The sequence below is a fragment of the Acinetobacter septicus genome, from assembly GCF_019355975.1.
Classification (GTDB): Bacteria; Pseudomonadota; Gammaproteobacteria; order Pseudomonadales; family Moraxellaceae; genus Acinetobacter; species Acinetobacter ursingii.
Genome location: NZ_CP079898.1, coordinates 613,609 through 632,192, shown reverse-complemented (window position 1 = coordinate 632,192; position 18,584 = coordinate 613,609). Strand labels below are relative to the sequence as shown.

Here is an 18,584-nt window from a genome sequence, read left to right as displayed (position 1 = left end):
GGAAATTTAAATGAAAAACGTAGGCATGAAACCTGAAAGTTATCGAATTGCCGAAGCTCAAGCGATCCTATATGCGCCACCACACTGTATTGAGTTATTACGTCAGGGAAATACTGAAAAGGGCGATGCACTGAAAACAGGACGTATCGCAGGGATTTTAGCAGCAAAACGTACCGATGAATTGATTCCGCTATGTCATCCGTTGCCCATTTATCGTGCCGAAGTTGAATATGAGTTACATGAAAACTTTGTAGAAATTTTAACAACGGTTGAAACCATCGGACCGACTGGGGTCGAAATGGAAGCATTAACTGCTGCTAGTATCGCGGGTTTAACGTTATACGATATGCTCAAACCCCATTGTGAACCCGAAGATCTGGTGCTAGATCAATGTAAGTTACTGAAGAAAAAAGGCGGAAAATCACATTTCAAACGGACATTACGTCAGCCTGTTTCTGCTGCTGTGATTGTATTGTCTGATACCGTAGCGGCGGGTAAAAAACCTGATACCGCTGGCAAATCTGTTTTTGATACATTGACAGAGGCAGGCTTTACCCCAGTTCATTACCAAATTTTGCCCGATGAGTCTGATCAGCTCAAAGATTTGGTTTTAGAATTAAGCAAATCCTATGCGTGTATTATTACAGTGGGGGGTACAGGCATTGGAAAACGAGATATTACCGTAGATACCTTAGAACCTCTGCTCGAACGTAAACTTGATGGTCTAATGGAAGCAGCCCGTGCCTTTGGTCAGCGCCGTACTCCTTATGCTGCAATGTCTCGTGGCGTTGCAGGATTTATCGATCGTTCTTTGGTCATGACTTTACCGGGAAGTCGTGGTGGCGCTTCAGAATCTATGGCAGCACTTTTACCGGCAATTGTGCATATTTTTGATGTTTGCCGTGATTTACCACATCCTGGAGGTTATGAGTAATGTCGGCATGTGGTTATGAACAAGGTTTGATCACCATAGATGAGGCAATTCAATATATTTTGCATACGCCCAAAACTTTGCCTACAGAATCTATTGCACTAAAAAATAGCCTAAGCAGGTATTTGGCTGAAGCCGTTTATTCTCCTGTGAATTTGCCCAGTTTTGATCAAAGCGCCGTGGATGGTTATGCTTTATGTTCAAATCAAACTGATGCAAAAGATCAGAGTTTTAAACTGATTGGTGAAATTAGGGCAGGTGAGGAAAGCAGCTTAGCTTTATCTGAGGGACAAGCAACTCGTATATTTACGGGTGGAAAAATTCCTGAAGGCACCACGACTATTGCTCGACAGGAAATTGTAAAAAAGATTGATGATCAAAATATCCAGATTGTAGAAAGTCTGCAAGCAGAAGTTGATATTCGCCGTAAAGGGGAAGAGGTTAAGCAAGGGCAATGTTTGGCGGATACTGGGCAGTATATGAATATCGGGAGTCTTGCTGCGCTCAGTATGGCGGGTGTTCAGAGTGTAACAGTATTTCAGCAACCAAAAGTTGCAGTGGTGGTTACAGGGGATGAGATTGCTCAATCACCAAATAGCCTAAGTAATGCTCAAGTCTTTGATGCCAATGGCCCTTTATTGGAAAATTGGCTTAAACAATATGGGATAGATGCACATGTGATTCATGTTGAAGATCAAGCAAGCTCTGTGACAGCGCTTTTTGAACGTTTGAAGTCTGAATATGATGTGATCATTACCACAGGTGGTGTCTCAGTCGGGGATTATGACTTTGTACGTCCATGTTCAATGGACGTCGGCTTTGAGCAAATTTTTTGGAAAGTCAAACAGAAACCAGGTAAACCACTTTTTTTTGCAAAATATGAACATCAGCAAAACAACTGCTACTTACTGGGCTTGCCGGGAAATCCTGCTGCGGTCTATGTGTGTATGCAGATCTATGGAAAACTATTGTTGGATGCCTTACAAAATAAACGTGAATCACCATCAGGATTTACAGCGCGGATTACACATGACCTAAAAGCAGATCACCGTGAGCGTTTTTTACGCATGCTTGCAACTTTTAATCAAAGCACACTTGAAGTCAGTGCTTTAAGCAAGCAACAATCACACATGTTAAGCAATCTTATGCAAACCAACTGCTTAGTGCGTATTCCAGCAGAGAAACAGATACTAGCAGGTGAGTTGGTAGATGGTCTATTTATTTAAAAATAAAGGTTAATCATGTTAAAACAATTGGGTCTATTTTGCTGCTTATGCACCACGGCATCCTTCACTTTGGCGGGTGAAGTAAACGTGTATGCAGCACCAAGTTTAACAAATGCACTTACTGATATTATAAAACTATATCAACAGCAATATCCTGACAGTAAAGTGACTCCTGTATTTGCGGATCCAGTGACAATGGCAAAGCAAATGCAACAAGCAAGTCGTGCTGATCTTTATATATCGACGGATAAAAATAGCGTGCAGGCTTTAAATCAAAACAAGCTGGTGACTAAAAAGCGTGCCAAATACTTGATGAGCGATCAATTAGTTGCGATCACTTCTGTCAATATGGATATCCCATTTGGTCAGTCTAAACAGTTTAATTTTGCTCAAGTATTCAAAGGAAATTTGTGTACAGCTCAACTAGATACGAGTGCTTTGGGACTTTATACCAGACAAAGTTTGACTTATTTAGGTTGGTTTTCAAATTTACAGCAACGGATTAGTCAGAATACGGACAATACAAGTCTTTTAAATGCCGTTCAAAATGGAAAATGCGAGGTTGGCATTACTTTTCAGACAGATGCCCTAACTAGCAAAAAAGTAAAAATGATAGGGATTTTTCCCGCAAAATCACATGATCCCATTGATTACTATATAACTTTGACGACGCAGGGTGAAAAAAATAAAACCGCAACACAGTTTGAGCGCTTCATTTTTACCAGTCCCAAAGTAAGAGCATTATTGCTCAACTACGGTTTTGGCAACAAAAAATAGTCTGGTGAATTGATCTAACACATGATCATGACTAGCTATTTTTATGTAATGAGTCGTATGATTAAGGACAAGCTAGATATATTGGGGAGCAGTGATGAAATGGGATGATATTGGTGAACAACCATGTTCAATCGCTCGAACATTATCCATTATGGGTGATCGTTGGACGATGCTTATTTTGCGTAACTGCTTTTTAGGGACTCGCCGTTTTGATGATTTTCAGTCACATTTAGGGGTGACCCGACACGTATTATCAGAACGCTTAAAGCGTTTAGTTGAACACGATATATTAGTCAAAACTCCTTATGTTGATCGACAGGAACGTTTTGAATATCGGTTGACTGAAAAAGGAATGGAGCTTTATCCTGTTCTTTTATCTATGGCAAATTGGGCCGATAAATGGATGGATGATGGAGCAGGTGCACCGATGTTATATCATCATAAAAATTGCGGGAAAATCTTTAAACCTATTTTGACATGTTCAGAATGTGGCGAAGAAATTCAAGCTAAACAAGTTTTGGCTAAACCAAGTCCACTATATGTTGATTACCTACGACAAGCCCAGAAGAAAAAGGCTTAACATCAGACTGGTTAAGAGCGGGCATTGTTCATCGCTTTTTCTAAAATAGCAAATATATCTGGGTGCATGCACTGTGCAACATTAAATCTTAAAAATTGCTGGAATCGATCTGATTGACTAAATGAGCTTCCTAAAGCCAGTATCACACCATTTTCATTGCAATCATCAGCCATTTTTTTTATATCAACGTCAGCAGGTAATTCACACCAGAGAAAAATACCTGCTTTAGGTATGACCCATGGCTTTATTTCTAGTTTCTCAAGCATTTCGATGGTGATTCGCATGGATTCTGATAACTTAATTTTGAGTTGTTCCATATGTTTACGATAACCACCATCTGTTAACGCTTTATATAAAATTTGTGCTGAGAAATGACTATGACTGAAACTGGTGGCAACTTTTAAATCAACTAAATGATCAATCCATTCCGCTTTTGCCACTATATAGCCACAACGTACTGAAGCTGATAACGTTTTAGAAAAACTGCCAATATAGATACTGTGTTTAAGACCATCTAAAGCACTAAACCGTGGAGAATGTGCTGTTTCAAAATCCGAAAATATATCATCTTCAATCACAATCATATTGGCTTGTTCAATTAAAGAAACCAGTTTATGTGCAGTCGGTTGAGATAGAGTGGCACCAGTTGGGTTGTGAATACCCGAGTTAGTGATATAAAGGCGCGGATGATGTTGCTCAATCGCCTGTTTAAAGGCCTCTAGATCAGGGCCTTGAGGTGTATAGGGAATACCAATAATTTTAACCTGATGGACTTTGAGTAAAGCCCGAAAATTAAAATAACATGGGTCATCAACCAATACCACATCATCTGGCTTTAATAAAAATCGACAAATCAAATCGATCGAATATGAACCAGAATCGGTTAATAAAACTTGATCAGGTGTAACTTCAATACCTTTGCTATATAAGCGCCTTGCCAATAATTCACGTAATCCTAATAGACCTAAAGGTGAGGAATAATTTACAAGCTCATAGATTGGGCTTTTAGATGCATCCCGAATGGCTTTGCGTAAACTTTCATGGGGCATCCAGTCGTTAGGTAACCAACCACATCCCAATTTTATCAAGTTAGGTGGAGCTTCCAGTAGCCGACGCGAGATCCATATCGGATCCAGATTTTTTTCTCGAACAGGTTCAATATTTGAAAGAATAAGCGGTTCAAGTGGAGTACAGACATAAAAACCAGCACCCGCCCGAGATTCAATAATGCCCATGGATGCCATACGTTCATAAGCTTCAACAATCGTTGATACTGAATAATGAAGCTGTTTGGCTAAAGTTCTGACTGATGGTAAACGCATACCGGGTGTCAAGCGACGACTTTTTAATTGTGCGTCAATGTAATCAATTACCTGTTCAATTTTGGTCATGGCTTATTACACTATTACATTTTGCCTGTACTGGAATTTTATCCAATACAGTTACTTAAAATTGTATTGGATTGTCTCTATGCAAAAACATAACACAGAATTATAAATACAGTCATGAAAATAAGAGTAATTGGGATATGAATCCGCAAGTTTTGGCTTGGTGCAGTGGTTTAGTTGGCGTTATTATTTTTTCTGGCTCATTGCCTGCGACCCGTATTGCTGTTATGGATATGAATCCGTGGTTCTTAACAGGCAGTCGTGCTGTGATTGCGGGTGTGATTGCTGTCATTTTATTAAAATGTCTCAAGGTCAACCGACCCGATCGACAGGATCGTATCGGACTCGTGTACGTGACTTTAGGTGTGGTGATTGGTTTTCCATTATTCACTGCACTGGCCTTGCAATATATCAACGCATCCTACTCAATCGTTTTTGTGGGATTATTGCCTTTAAGTACCGCAATTTTTGCTGTGATTCGCGGTGGCGAAAAACCCAAAGCTATTTTTTGGGTTTTTTCATTATTGGGAAGTACATTGGTACTCCTTTATATCTTTTTGCAAGCTACGCCAAACTCTGAATATCACTCTAACCAGTTGCTTGGTATTTTATTTATGTTTGTAGCAATTATTCTCTGTGGATTAGGGTATGCAGAAGGAGCAAAGTTATCTCGAAAAATAGGCGGTTGGCAGGTGATCTGTTGGGCTTTGGCGATTGCTTTACCCGTCATGTTCATCATTATGATTTTGAGTTATTCAGCCGAAACCCTTAATCATCTTTCTTTTTCAGCGCTGTTTTCATTACTTTATGTATCGCTATTTAGTATGCTCATCGGATTTTTCTTTTGGTATTATGGTTTGGCTCATGGTGGGATCGCAACCGTGGGTCAATTACAACTGTTACAACCTTTATTTGGACTGGGGTTAGCGGCATTGTTATTACATGAATCTATCAGTTGGATCATGCTTATCATTACGCTTGGCATCATTGTTTGTGTGGCATTTGCCAAAAAGTTTGCCTGAACAGAGCTAGCAAGTTATAAACAATTTGCAGGTTTAGGAATACCCGCCAAGCGACTTAGATGGCGGGCAACCAAACCTGTATGAAATCGTTGTTGCAGCATGGCATTATCAATTTCAGGGCCAACCGTTTTCATTAAGTATTTAATCAAAGGACGAGTGGCAGGGGAATGCCCAAACTGTTGATAAAACTGGCGTACAGCGTGTAAAACCTGAAAATGCCAATCTGTTAATTCTAAATCCAAAGAGCTCGCGAGTTGTTGGGCAACTTGATTATTCCAAATGGTATAATCGAGCAGATGTCCATCTTGATCAAGTTCTAACTGCATAAAATAGCCTAAGCAAAAATCAATTATTTAAGAGAAATACAACGTTGAAACTGTAAAACTAAATCCGCAAATTGCGGATAGTCTAATATAGTCAAATTGGAAACTAAATCAGGATTTAACAATACTTGTTCAGTCTCTAGGCAATAACATGAAGAAAAATGTTCTATATCTGTTTGATTTAAAATGGCAACAGATTCACCTAAAAAAACAACATGGTCATGTGGACTGTATATCTGCTTAAGTTTGGCTAAAATACTGTGTGTTGTAGTGGCAGAAGATTGAATTAAATAGAGTGTACGATTCATTGTGCCATTTCCTTACCAATACAAAACATAGTTAAAAGATTGAATAAACTCTGCATTAAATTCAATAAATTCAATGTCCTGTTGGCTTTCCCTAACTAACGGATGATTCTGCAATCTGGACTCAATCAAAATGGGACTAAGATCATAAAATTCAAAACTTTCAACCATATTGGAAGCGGGTTTAAAAGCATGTTTGAGTTGATCAAATACAACATTTGAATTTAAAAGACTTAAAGCAGCATCTTGTAAAAGTACTTTTACTGGGCTGCCAAATGTCGCTAAAACCATCGTCGCCGATAGGCTTTCATTAATCTGTAAAGCACCTAAGTTTGCCTGTGTTAAAATTACGAGTACAGTTTTCACACAATATACCTTTTAAAAGCAACACTCTAACAATACAAAACGTGTTTAAAATTGAACAATACGTGCAGATGATTGTAAGGCATCAGCAAGTTCACCAAGTCCAACCAATTCAAAACCCTGTGCGAGGTTGGAGTTAGATAATTGATGCCGTTTCGCATTTTCTTGATCTGTAATCCCGCGGTTCAGTGCGGCGCTTACACAAACGGGCAAACGAATCGATAGTTTTTGCCATTCATGGGTTAAATGGCGTTGATCATCGGGAAACCATTGCAAACTGTTTGCAACTTGCACAGCATCTTGGTAAAAGAAAACATGAAGTGTTTCACCTTTTGTGTGGAGTGCTTGAGCTAATTCAAAAGCATGCCATGCATGAATAGATGTAGGAGCAGAAGTAATTAACAGTAATGTACTCATTGAAATTTCACTTTGGTCATGAGTCTGGTCAGGAATTGAGTCATACACATCGTAATAAGTAGGTAAGTATACAATGATTTTGGTGACAGGTGGTTTAGGCTTTCTCGGTTCACATATTGCTTTGAGTCTGATGGCACAAGGTCAAGAGGTTATTTTAGTCGATAATCTGGCCAATGCATCCTTACAAACATTAGAACGGCTGGAATATATTTCAGGATTGTATGTCCCCTTTGTAAAAGTGGATGTACGAAATACACCTGCACTAAACAAAGTGTTTGAGCAATATTCGATAGATGCTGTGATTCATACTGCGGGTTTTAAATCTTTGGAAGAGTCCAAATTGAAACCGCTTGAATATTATAATGATAATGTTAGTTGTATTATGAGTTTGCTGCGTTCGATGCAACGTACGGGTGTACGCAGATTTGTTCATCTTTCAAGTGCCGCAGTCTACGGCAAAAGTGGAACAGCATTAACTGAAGATGAATTTTTTAATTTCAGTTACGATAATCCTTATATCAAGTCGCAGCAAATGATTGAGGAAATCATTCGGGACACCATCAAGACGGATAATGAATGGAAAGTTGCCATACTCCGTCTAAGCAATGTGGTTGGTGCATTTGAACATGGGGTTCTGGGTGAAAATGTAGCACCATTACCGAAGAATATTGTGCCTTTGGCATTGCAAGTGGCTGCCATGCAGCGAGATTCTTTGGAACTATATAAAAATGTTGAGACACAGGACAAAACGGTAGAGCGAAGTTTTATTCATGTATTGGATGTTTGTGAAGCAGTATTTGCAAGTTTATATTGGTTAAATCATCAGGATCATTGTTGTGAAAGTTTCAATATTGGTCATGAACATCTGACTTCAATTGAAGCCTTAATTAAGGTGATCAGTGAAGTCACCCATGCTCCGATCGAAACGCATGACGCTTCATATACTTATGACGAACTTGCACAGTTAGGTGTTGATATTTCAAAAGCAGAACAAATACTCAACTGGAAACCAAAACGCAATTTGGAAAAAATGATTGAAGATGAATGGCGGTTTTATCAAAATACATTAAAAGGCCAATAAGAAAATGATTCTTATTTACAAAAATGCACAGGTTGATTAGTATCTTACCACTAGCCAAGCAATGTAAACGTAATTGCTCCAGCCCGTTTTGTCTTAAACAACATGAAAGAGGTTTTTATGCAAACTCGAATTGAACATGACACCATGGGTGACGTTGAAGTCCCAAATGATGCACTTTGGGGTGCCCAGACGCAACGTAGTTTGCAAAACTTTAAAATTGGTCAGGAACGATTACCACGCGCGATGATTCGTGCAATGGGCTTAGTCAAAAAAGCAGCCGCAATTACCAATGCAGAATTAGGACAACTTCCTCAAGATTTGAGTCAATATATTGTAGGCGCTGCTGAAGAGGTGATTTCAGGGCAGTGGGATTCTCAATTTCCCTTAGTGGTTTGGCAGACAGGTTCTGGTACGCAAAGTAATATGAACTGTAATGAAGTGATTGCCAATATTGCCAATCAAAAATTGGGAAATGCACTGGGTTCTCAGTCACCTGTCCATCCGAATGATCATGTCAATCGTGCGCAATCGACCAATGATTCATTTCCAACAGCAATTCATGTGGCAGCTTCTCTGCAAATCAATGAACAGTTGATTCCAGCAGTAAAAAGTTTAAGAGAGACACTCCAAAAGAAATCAGATGAATTTGCTGATATCGTAAAAATTGGTCGTACTCACTTACAGGATGCCACGCCTTTGACTTTGGGGCAGGAATTTAGTGGTTATGTTTCTCAGTTGGATCATGGCTTAAAACGACTACAGCAGGCGCTTGAAGGTTTATATGAATTACCACTCGGTGGTACAGCTGTAGGTACAGGCTTAAATGCGCATCCTGATTATGCGGTTAAAGCTGCTGCGCAATTAGCGAATTTGACTGGTCTGCCGTTTGTGACTGCTCCGAATAAGTTTGAAGCTCTGGCGGGTCGTGATGCTGCTGTATTTGCATCAGGGGCATTAAAAACTCTGGCTGCAAGCTTAAATAAAATTGCTAACGATATTCGCTGGTTAGCCAGTGGCCCGCGTTGTGGTTTTGGTGAAATTCGCATTCCTGAAAATGAGCCTGGTTCAAGTATCATGCCAGGTAAGGTCAATCCTACTCAAAGTGAAGCCATGACCATGGTGGTGGCGCAAGTATTAGGTAACGATACCACTATCAATGTCGCAGGTGCATCAGGTAACTTTGAACTGAATGTGTTTATGCCTGTGATTGCATTTAACTTATTACAGTCGATTCAACTATTGGGCGATGCATGTAATAGTTTCAATGAGCATTGCGCAGTCGGCATTGAGCCAAATAAAGAAAAAATTGATTATTTCTTACATAACTCTTTGATGCTGGTTACCGCATTAAATCCTGTTATTGGTTATGAAAATTCTGCAAAAGTGGCTAAAACTGCTTATAAGGAAAATAAAACCCTGAAACAGGTTGCTGTAGAGTTAGGTTTAGTGACTGCGGAGCAGTTTGACGATGTCGTGAAACCTGAACAAATGGTATTTCCTAACGCGAAATAAGTTGAAATAAACACATCAGCAGTTTGTATCTGGTCTCGATGTGCGTACAATATATGCCTCTTGATATTAACTGCTGATGAAATTTACTATGATCGATGTCTATTTAACAGATGTTCAAAAACATATTCAATTTAATGACTATCCAAGTGAACAACCTGTTAAATTCCTCATTAATCTCAAAAAAATCTTTCCAAGTACCGCAGAATTATTGTTACCTGTTTTACCTGAAGATAATAATCTGGAAGATGTCACATGGGAATCGACTTCGACAGATTTTGAAACTTTTAAAAAGTTGTTGGAAGCATGGGGCATTATCGAGCTACGTTTAAATGCTATTACTGCATTTAAAGATAAAGAATTTGCCAATCAACTGGTTAAAAAAGCACAGATTAGACGTAAACAAGTCTCTATAAAACAAGCCCAGCTTTCATTGGTTGATCTTGACTACATTTTTATTCATGAGGTACATAGTTTGCTGGATGCAGAACTGATTGAAATCGGTGAAAGCTTTTATTTACCTACATTGCGCCAACTTTGGAAAAATGAAGTTTCTGAACAGGTTTTATTTAGTAAATTTTAATTATTATTAATAAATCAAAGCATTATTGAATTTTTTCTAATGAAATAATACGACGAAATGGTACAAAAAGTGCTATAAAGAAAGTGAAACACGGTTTTCACTTTCTTAAAATTTTGTTGTATCTCATCAGGAAAATATACAATGTCAAATACTTTTCTTCCTTTATTGCAAAATCGTCGTACGATTTACGCGATTGGTAAAAATCTCTCTCAAACAACAAAACAACTGACTGATTTAATTCAGGAAGCAATTCGTCAAAGCCCATCATCTTTTAATTCCCAATCATCGCGCGCTGTTATTTTATTAAATGATGAACACGAAAAATTTTGGAATTTTGTCAAAGAAAAATTACGTGAATATGCAACTGATGATGCAGCCGCAGCTAAAACTGATGCAAAAATGGATAGCTTTGCTGCGGGCGTTGGCACAGTTTTATTTTTTGAGGATCAAGACGTAATCAAAGGCTTACAAGAGCAGTTTGCATTGTATGCAGATAATTTTCCAGTTTGGTCTGAACATTCAACGGCAATGGCACAACTCGCAGTGTGGACTGCTTTGGCTGCTGAGAATGTTGGGGCTTCTTTGCAGCACTACAATCCGATAGTAGATGATAAAGTACATGCGGAATGGGAAGTTCCAAGCAGTTGGAAACTTCGCGCTCAATTGGTATTTGGTTCGATCGAAGCGCCAGCAGGTGAAAAATCATATATTGATGATGCAGCACGTTTCAAAGTATTTAAATAAAAACTTTTAGTGAACCGAATTTAGAATTATCTAAATTCGGTTCATAATTTATAAGTTAGTCCTGAAAGACCTGACACTGATCCAGCATATTAAATTTAAAATCCATTACACTGGTTTTGATATCCAGTAATGACAGAAGGGTTGGGAACAAATTATCCTGACTTAAGTTATGATTTTTCTGAGACTTTAGGCATTCAACCTGATTATTTTGTGTAGATTTCCAATCATTTGAAAACCACATCAACATTGGAATATGTGTTTGCTGTGATGGCGCAAGCGCGTAAACCGTACCATGCAGATAAATCCCATTTTCACCAGTCGATTCCCCATGATCGGATAAATACCAGAGCGCTGTCTGATAATGTTTGTTTTTATCAAGACTTTGAATCATTTTACTTAAAATATGGTCAGTATAAACGATGGTATTATCGTAACTATTGATGAGCATCTGGCGATCACAAGTTTGAATGGCACTGGTTTTACAAGTCGGCTGAAATGGAGAAAACTCAGGCGTGGTACGGTTATAATAAGCAGGGCCATGACTACCACGCTGATGCAACACGATCAACTGTGGGGTTCTATCCTGATGTGGGATGGATGCCAAGTAGCGTTGTAAGCTTATGAGTAAGACATCATCCAGACAAAAACCATCACCGCGACAATATTGCTTCTTGAGTTTTTTACTAATTTTAATGTTATTAACTCGATCACAAGCACCTTTACAACCAGAATCATTATCAATCCAAGTGACTTTATAGCCTGCACGTTGCGCGATATCGAGTAAACCTTCACGATGAACCGCTAGATTTGCATCATATTGTTCTTTAGTCATGCCTGAAAACATGCAGGGGACGGACACTGCTGTAGCTGTACCACAGGAAGTTACCTGACTAAAATTAAGTAGATTTTCTATTTGTGCTAATTGGGGAGTGGTATTACGCGTATAACCATTGAGTGAAAAACTTTCTGCACGTGCGGCTTCACCGACCACTAAAACCATTAATTTGGGTTTTAACGTTTCAGTTTGCGATACAATGATTTTTGCATCTTCACCAAATCTAACCAAAGGTAAGTTTTTTTTATGTAAATGATGAAAATATTTATAACTTGAAGTCAAAATATTATCAGGGGAAATTAACTGGCGAATATCTTTATGTTGCCGAAAAATATTAGTAAAATTTAAATAGTTACTTAATACTAAAACCAATAATATGATAAAAGAAACAATAACATAAGATGATTTTTGAATTAGATTCTTTTTTAAAGAAGGGTATTCAATAGGTATCAAACAAACGACTAAAATCGGTAAAATAACCATTCCTATACTCCAGAGCGAGAAAGGAAGGGTCATCAGTTGTTTGGTTTCAGCCAAATCTGTCTGCATGACATTTTGAATTTGTTCAGGAGAGATATAAGCTCCTAATTCATTACTAAAATAAGCACTGAGTCCACCTAATAAAATCAACACAATAGCAATGGGTTTTGCTGTCCATTTCCAGCCAAAAAACTGAAGATAAAGGTTGTAATAAGCGCTCAAACAGACGGCTACGATGCCTAGCCACACAAAAGCAAACCAGCTAGTAAAGCCTGAGAAAGAATGAACCTGTTGGTAAAAACGAAAATTTAAAGCGAGTGCCAACCATAAGGCTATGATTAAATTAAAGCAGGCAAGTGAGATTTTGGGGAGAGACGCTTTAATTCGGTGAGGAAAATGCAACATAAATCAGCACCAAATGTGAATCATGCAATTTAGGAAATACATCTTAAAATTATCTTAATTTAACTCGATCAAAATGGATATAGCACGATAAATAGCGTTCAAATTAAAACGAGATAACATCAAATAGCCTAAGCAAATAAATTGATAATCTCTTGTTTTAAGAACTGATATCTTAAATTTTCCTGCAAATCATAATTAAAAAACATTCCAATATTTATCAGTGGAAAATGAAAAGGCAATTCATGAATATTCAAGTTTTTTGCATAAAACAAATGCTCCAAAAGAGTCTTAGGCAAGGTCAACATAGCCAATGGATTTTGCTCAAGAATTTGTAAAGCCGTGGAATAATGCTGGCAACGTAAAAAGATGTGTCTCGAAATATTATTTTGACTCAAATAGACATCTTCAAGTAATACGCCTGTACGTCTCGACGAAACCCCGATATGCAGCGCAGACTGATACGATTGTTTAGTCACTTCAAGTTGTTGGGTACAAATCACATAACGGTCTGTAACTAAGCGCTGAAACCCAATGTGTTGCGCGAGATTATTTTCAAGGTCAATTACAAAATCTAGTTGTTGGGTCGAAAGATCATTTTGTATGGTTTTTCGATTCAGTTTAATACTACTGAACTGAATGTCTGGAGCAATACGTTGAAAATGATCAATTAATTTGGGAAAAATTAAGGGTTCAATTTCGTCATGAATCGCTATTTTAAGAGTTTTGATGAGACTTGGGTCAAAATTTTGTTTTTGTTGACTAATACTTTGAATTGAAAGTAACGCAGCCTTAATAACAGGGTAAACCCGCTCAGCAAAAGGCGTCGGTAGCATTTTATTGCCATGACGCACAAAAATTTCATCGTTTAATTGTAATCTCAGGCGTTGTAATGCATGGCTTGCCGCTGATTGGCTAACAGATAGACTCGATGCTGCATGAGAAATACTTTTTTGTTCAAAAATTGCAACAAACAGTGGATATAAATTGATATCAATGCGATGAAATAACCCAAGATCTAAAAAAGAATTGTGAGGATTAGAGTTATGAATGGGATTCATAGTTTGATATTCAATAAAATCATTTCATGCATAATAAATTTGAGCGTATGTTCAAGTAAAGCGAAATAACACACTCATTTTAAGGAATCATCATGTTTGAGCTATCCGAACGTGCACAGGATTTTATTTCAAAAACAAAAAACTTTATTGAAAATGAAATTGAGCCCATTGAAGCTGATTTTTGGCATGAAGTGCATACTCTTAATCCAGACGGGAACTGGAAAAATTGGACGTGGCCTGCACAGCTTGAAACATTAAAAGATAAAGCCAAGCAAGCGGGTTTATGGAATATGTTTCTACCTGACCCTGAACTTGGTGCAGGTTTATCTGTACAGGAGTATGCCCATATTGCAGAGCTTTCAGGACGTAGTTTGCTTGCACCTACGGTATTCAACTGCAATGCGCCAGATAGTGGCAATATGGAAGTTTTATGGCGTTACGGTTCTGAGCAACAAAAACAGCAATGGTTAATGCCTTTACTCGCAGGAAAAATTCGTTCAGTCTTTTGTATGACTGAGCCAGCGGTTGCTTCTAGTGATGCGACCAATATGCAAGCGACTGCGGTGGTTGATGGCGATGAAATTGTTTTAAATGGTCGTAAATGGTGGTCATCAGGTTTAGGTGATCCAAATGCCAAAATCATTATTTTTATGGCGCATACGCCTGATGAAAATAAAGATCGCCACCATCAGCATTCCATGGTACTGGTTCCAGTCGATACCAAAGGCGTTACAATCGAGCGGATGCTACCTGTATTTGGTGATTATGACGCACCACATGGCCACGGCGAAATTAGTTTTGATAATGTACGTGTGCCTGTTGAAAATTTTATTGGTGGGGCTGGGCAAGGCTTTGAAATTGCGCAAGGCCGTTTAGGACCAGGACGTATCCATCACTGTATGCGTTGTATTGGCGCAGCGGAAAAATCACTAGAATTGATGATCGACCGCGGTATGTCACGTAAAGCTTTTGGCAAAGAATTATTAAAACTGGGTGGTAATCTAGAGCGGGTCGCAGAAGCTCGTGTTGCAATTGATCAAGCACGACTATTAACTTTATATGCTGCCTATAAAATGGATACATTGGGAAATATGGCGGCATTGACTGAAATTTCAGCAATTAAAGTGGTTGCACCAAGTGTGCTTGAAAAAGTCGTCGATATGGCAATGCAACTGCATGGCGGTGCAGGAGTTTCCAAAGATACACCTTTGACTGGATTCTTTGCTCAGGCACGTAGCTTGCGTTTAGCAGATGGCCCTGATGAAGTACATAAAGGCATGATTGCTAAACTTGAATTGGTAAAACGTGGTTATAGCACGAGAAAAAAAGCATAAAGTTAGATTTAATATTAAAGGAAGATATATGTCGATCATTGATATTGGCGGTCAGGTTCGAGAGGGTGAGGAGCTGAATGTTTTGGCCGTTGAAAACTGGCTTAAACAACAAAGCATTGTATTGGCTGGCGAAGCTAAAGTTACTCAATATACCGGAGGCGCTTCGAATTGGACCTATCGTTTGCAATATGACAATCTAGATCTGATTTTACGCCGACCACCTGTAGGAACTAAAGCCAAGTCAGCCCATGATATGGCGCGTGAATATTTGGTACAAAAAAACTTAGCGCAGTCTTATCCCGTTGTCCCTGAAATGATTGCTCTTTGTCAGGACGAGTCTGTCATTGGCTGTGATTTCTATGTGATGAAACGTATCGAAGGGATTATTCCCCGTGCGAAACTGCCACCTGAGTTAAACTTTTCTGAGCAGGATGTGCATGCGTTATGTATTAACGTATTAGATAAATTAATTGAATTACATCAAGTGCCTTATCAAAACACGCCACTTGCTGAAATTGGTAAAGGTGAAGGATATTGTCGTAGACAAGTTGAAGGCTGGGATAAACGCTATGAAAAAGCGAAAACCATCAATGTGCCTTCTTTTCATTATGTAAGAAAGTGGTTGTTTGATCACATTCCTCAAGATTCAACCACTTGTATTATTCACAATGACTGGCGCTTTGATAATGTGATTCTTAATCCTGAACAGCCAACTCAGGTGATTGGGGTACTCGATTGGGAAATGGCAACACTGGGTGATCCGCTGATGGATTTGGGCAGTGCTTTGGCGTATTGGGTCGAAGATAGCGATAATATGATTTTTAAATCGACTCGCCGACAACCGACCAATCTAAAAGGCATGTTTACTCGTAAGCAAGTGGTCGACTATTATCTACAAAAAACAGGTTTAAGTACTGAAAACTGGACCTTTTATGAAGTATTTGGTGTATTTAGATTAGCCGTGATTGCACAGCAAATTTATTATCGTTACTTCCATAAGCAAACTCGAAATCCTGCATTTAAAGATTTTTGGATCGTGATTCATGCTTTGCATATTCGTGCCTTAAAGTTGATTGCACAGCAAAAAATACAAGATTCAGAAATTGCCCAGAAATATTTAGATAAAGTGCAAAGGGTGTTAAAAAAATGACCACCATCTATTTAGTACGTCATGGTCAGGCTTCTTTTGGTAAAAGCAATTATGATGAACTATCTCAAAATGGCGAAGCTCAAGCCACCTTACTAGGTCGTTATTTTAAAGATATTTTAAAAGAGCAGCCATACGTTGTTGCGGGTACGATGCAACGTCATTTGCAAACGGCACAAGGCGCACTCAAAGAAAGTTTTCCAGAAACAACCATCCATACCGATGCGGGTTGGAATGAATTTAATCATCAACAAGTGTTTGCGCAGTATGAACCGCGCTTTAAGCAACCCGAATTACTCAAGGCTGATGTAGCCAAAGAAGCTAACCCACGTGCGTATTTAGCTAAAATCTTTGAAGGCGCAATTACCCGTTGGACAGACGGTGAATTTCATCATGAATATGATGAGTCTTGGCCAGATTTTAAGCAGCGTGTAGAAACAGCATTGCAAAAATTATGTGATGAGCTTGCGCAAACGAAACCCAGATACGCTGTCGTTTTTACTTCAGGCGGAGTCATTTCTGTCGCTGTTGGAAAAATCATGGAGTTGAGTATCAATCATACTTTTGCATTAAATTGGGCGATTGCCAATACCAGTTTAACGACCTTGAGATTGGTTGGAAATCAGCCACAACTCCTAAGTTTAAACGAACATCATTTTATTAAAGCAGTTAACCCAGATCTGCTGACATGGATATAAAAGGATTTTATCATGGCAAAAACGATTTTAATCACGGGAGCAAGCTCTGGACTTGGAGCAGGCATGGCACGAGAATTTGCAAAGAAAGGCTATAATCTTGCGATCTGTGCCCGACGTTTAGAGCGTTTACAGGAACTTCAAACGGAACTGCAAAGCGAATATGGCATCAAAGTGATTGCAAAAATTTTAGATGTCACAGATTACGATCAGGTATTTGAAGTTTTTAAAGCTTTTAAACAGGAATTTGGTCAATTAGATCGAATTATTGTCAATGCAGGTGTGGGCAATGGTCGGCGGATTGGTAAAGGCAACTTTGAAATTAATCGAGCGACCGCTGAAACCAATTTTATTTCAGCACTGGCGCAGTGTGAAGCTGCTGTTGAAATTTTCCGTGAACAAAAATCAGGGCATTTGGTGGTGATTTCATCCATGAGCGCGATGCGCGGCTTGCCGAAACACCTTTCAACTTATGCAGCCAGTAAGGCAGCAGTGGCTCACTTGGCTGAAGGTATCCGTGCTGAATTGATTGATACACCGATCAAAGTTTCTACCATTTTCCCCGGATATATTCGTACCGAGTTAAATGAAGGCGCTAAACATTTGCCATTTGAAGTCGATGAAAAAACAGGATCACGTCTTTTGGTTAAAGCCATTGAAAAAGAACCCGTGAAAGCTTATGTCCCGCAATGGCCGTGGCTGCCAATGGGGATTGCCATGAAAGTATTGCCATTAAGACTGGTCAATAAACTAGGCTAGAAATATCTAGGAGATAGCATTAAATTTTATGCTATCTCCTGTTTTTTTAGATTATTTGAATAATTTTCGGTATTGAATAAAACCAGTTTGATCTGCAATACGATCGTATAACATCCGCGCCTGTTCGTTATTTTCTTGTGTCAGCCAATAAACACGCGAACAATGATTTCTTTCGGCCTCTGTATAAACGGCTTCAATCAGCTTGCGCCCTAAACCAGACGCTCGATGTTTGGGATCAACAAACAAGTCCTGTAAATAACAATAATTTTCAATGGTCCATGTGCTACGATGAAAAATATAATGTACCAATCCAACCAATTGTTTTTCTTCATTTTCTATAACTAAACAATATACAGGTTCTTGCGCATCCTGAAATCTGTCAAACGTGGTTTTGGTTATCTCATCAATGATCGTCGCCTTGTAAAATACCTGATAACCTTTCCATAGCTGAAGCCATTCATTGAAATCATTTTTTGTTACTGGACGTATGTTCATTATCTTCTCTCAATAAGTATCTTTTGTTGTGATTTAAGTTTTGGATTTCACTTAAAATAACCATCCTTGTATCAAAGCAAGCATTTCAACAATATTCAAATTTTTCTTAACGCATTCATTGCACAAA

Annotated in this window: 21 protein-coding genes; 13 read left to right on the top strand and 8 right to left on the bottom strand. The window is 38.7% G+C overall.

What is annotated here, in order from left to right; translation table 11 throughout:
* The first annotated feature begins 10 nt into the window (after positions 1–10).
* The 4 genes from moaCB (at position 11) to I6L31_RS03135 (ending at position 3,514) form a co-directional block, all read left to right on the top strand.
* On the top strand, positions 11–934 hold the full coding sequence (gene moaCB / locus I6L31_RS03150) for a bifunctional molybdenum cofactor biosynthesis protein MoaC/MoaB (RefSeq protein WP_004998023.1): 924 nt from the start codon (positions 11–13) through the stop codon (positions 932–934).
* Positions 934–2,157: a molybdopterin molybdotransferase MoeA gene (locus I6L31_RS03145; protein ID WP_005004480.1), complete on the top strand. Its 1,224-nt coding sequence runs from the start codon at positions 934–936 to the stop codon at positions 2,155–2,157. Before moaCB ends, I6L31_RS03145 begins: the two co-directional genes overlap by 1 nt.
* Positions 2,158–2,172: 15 nt before the next feature.
* Positions 2,173–2,934: a molybdate ABC transporter substrate-binding protein gene (modA, locus tag I6L31_RS03140; RefSeq protein ID WP_005004479.1), complete on the top strand. Its 762-nt coding sequence runs from the start codon at positions 2,173–2,175 to the stop codon at positions 2,932–2,934.
* Between the two features lie 94 nt (positions 2,935–3,028).
* The gene (locus I6L31_RS03135; protein ID WP_004987835.1) at positions 3,029–3,514 is read left to right on the top strand and encodes a winged helix-turn-helix transcriptional regulator; all 486 of its coding nucleotides are present in this window, start codon (positions 3,029–3,031) and stop codon (positions 3,512–3,514) included.
* Between the two features lie 11 nt (positions 3,515–3,525).
* Here I6L31_RS03135 and I6L31_RS03130 read toward each other — a convergent pair whose 3' ends face one another.
* Entirely contained in the window at positions 3,526–4,905 is a 1,380-nt protein-coding gene (locus I6L31_RS03130; RefSeq protein WP_005004477.1) for an aminotransferase-like domain-containing protein, read from the bottom strand.
* Positions 4,906–5,042: 137 nt separating this feature from the next.
* Between I6L31_RS03130 and I6L31_RS03125 the strand changes: the two genes are divergently transcribed.
* Positions 5,043–5,924, top strand: coding sequence for a DMT family transporter (locus tag I6L31_RS03125; protein WP_005004475.1), 882 nt, complete (start codon positions 5,043–5,045; stop codon positions 5,922–5,924).
* 14 nt (positions 5,925–5,938) lie between these two features.
* Here the strand turns inward: I6L31_RS03125 and I6L31_RS03120 are convergent, their stop codons facing one another.
* The 4 genes from I6L31_RS03120 to tusD are packed head-to-tail and all read right to left on the bottom strand — an operon-like array spanning position 5,939 to position 7,332.
* A complete protein-coding gene (locus I6L31_RS03120) occupies positions 5,939–6,250 on the bottom strand; it encodes a TusE/DsrC/DsvC family sulfur relay protein (RefSeq protein WP_004987826.1) in 312 nt (103 codons plus the stop codon).
* A gap of 23 nt (positions 6,251–6,273) precedes the next feature.
* On the bottom strand, positions 6,274–6,555 hold the full coding sequence (locus I6L31_RS03115; RefSeq protein ID WP_005004472.1) for a hypothetical protein: 282 nt from the start codon (positions 6,553–6,555) through the stop codon (positions 6,274–6,276).
* 12 nt (positions 6,556–6,567) lie between these two features.
* Positions 6,568–6,918 (bottom strand): hypothetical protein, encoded by a 351-nt coding sequence (locus I6L31_RS18630; protein WP_004998009.1) that lies wholly within the window; start codon positions 6,916–6,918, stop codon positions 6,568–6,570.
* Between the two features lie 45 nt (positions 6,919–6,963).
* Positions 6,964–7,332, bottom strand: coding sequence for a sulfurtransferase complex subunit TusD (tusD, locus tag I6L31_RS03105; protein ID WP_004987820.1), 369 nt, complete (start codon positions 7,330–7,332; stop codon positions 6,964–6,966).
* A 73-nt stretch (positions 7,333–7,405) separates the two neighbouring features.
* On the opposite strand from tusD, the gene galE reads away from it, so the two are divergent.
* From galE to I6L31_RS03085, 4 genes are all read left to right on the top strand, one after another.
* Entirely contained in the window at positions 7,406–8,413 is a 1,008-nt protein-coding gene (gene galE, locus I6L31_RS03100; protein WP_005004471.1) for a UDP-glucose 4-epimerase GalE, read from the top strand.
* Positions 8,414–8,530: 117 nt separating this feature from the next.
* Positions 8,531–9,925: a class II fumarate hydratase gene (fumC, locus tag I6L31_RS03095; RefSeq protein ID WP_005004469.1), complete on the top strand. Its 1,395-nt coding sequence runs from the start codon at positions 8,531–8,533 to the stop codon at positions 9,923–9,925.
* 88 nt (positions 9,926–10,013) lie between these two features.
* Positions 10,014–10,505 (top strand): hypothetical protein, encoded by a 492-nt coding sequence (locus I6L31_RS03090; protein ID WP_004987815.1) that lies wholly within the window; start codon positions 10,014–10,016, stop codon positions 10,503–10,505.
* 141 nt (positions 10,506–10,646) lie between these two features.
* Entirely contained in the window at positions 10,647–11,249 is a 603-nt protein-coding gene (locus I6L31_RS03085; protein WP_005004467.1) for a nitroreductase family protein, read from the top strand.
* A gap of 55 nt (positions 11,250–11,304) precedes the next feature.
* Here I6L31_RS03085 and I6L31_RS03080 read toward each other — a convergent pair whose 3' ends face one another.
* Both I6L31_RS03080 and I6L31_RS03075 read right to left on the bottom strand, forming a co-directional pair.
* Complete coding sequence (locus I6L31_RS03080) at positions 11,305–12,969, bottom strand: phosphoethanolamine transferase (protein ID WP_004987811.1); 1,665 nt, start codon at positions 12,967–12,969, stop codon at positions 11,305–11,307.
* Positions 12,970–13,097: 128 nt separating this feature from the next.
* Complete coding sequence (locus I6L31_RS03075) at positions 13,098–14,027, bottom strand: LysR family transcriptional regulator (protein WP_005004457.1); 930 nt, start codon at positions 14,025–14,027, stop codon at positions 13,098–13,100.
* Between the two features lie 92 nt (positions 14,028–14,119).
* Between I6L31_RS03075 and I6L31_RS03070 the strand changes: the two genes are divergently transcribed.
* Genes I6L31_RS03070 through I6L31_RS03055 form a run of 4 tightly spaced genes read left to right on the top strand, consistent with a single transcriptional unit; the run spans position 14,120 to position 17,962 of the window.
* The gene (locus I6L31_RS03070) at positions 14,120–15,361 is read left to right on the top strand and encodes an acyl-CoA dehydrogenase family protein (protein ID WP_005004456.1); all 1,242 of its coding nucleotides are present in this window, start codon (positions 14,120–14,122) and stop codon (positions 15,359–15,361) included.
* Between the two features lie 28 nt (positions 15,362–15,389).
* The gene (locus I6L31_RS03065; protein WP_005004455.1) at positions 15,390–16,511 is read left to right on the top strand and encodes a phosphotransferase family protein; all 1,122 of its coding nucleotides are present in this window, start codon (positions 15,390–15,392) and stop codon (positions 16,509–16,511) included.
* Positions 16,508–17,206 carry a histidine phosphatase family protein gene (locus I6L31_RS03060; protein WP_005004454.1) on the top strand — a complete coding sequence of 233 codons (699 nt, stop codon included), beginning with the start codon at positions 16,508–16,510 and terminating at the stop codon, positions 17,204–17,206. Before I6L31_RS03065 ends, I6L31_RS03060 begins: the two co-directional genes overlap by 4 nt.
* A 12-nt stretch (positions 17,207–17,218) precedes the next feature.
* A complete protein-coding gene (locus tag I6L31_RS03055; RefSeq protein ID WP_005004453.1) occupies positions 17,219–17,962 on the top strand; it encodes an SDR family oxidoreductase in 744 nt (247 codons plus the stop codon).
* A 51-nt stretch (positions 17,963–18,013) separates the two neighbouring features.
* Here the strand turns inward: I6L31_RS03055 and I6L31_RS03050 are convergent, their stop codons facing one another.
* On the bottom strand, positions 18,014–18,457 hold the full coding sequence (locus I6L31_RS03050; RefSeq protein WP_005004451.1) for a GNAT family N-acetyltransferase: 444 nt from the start codon (positions 18,455–18,457) through the stop codon (positions 18,014–18,016).
* Positions 18,458–18,584: the final 127 nt, after the last annotated feature.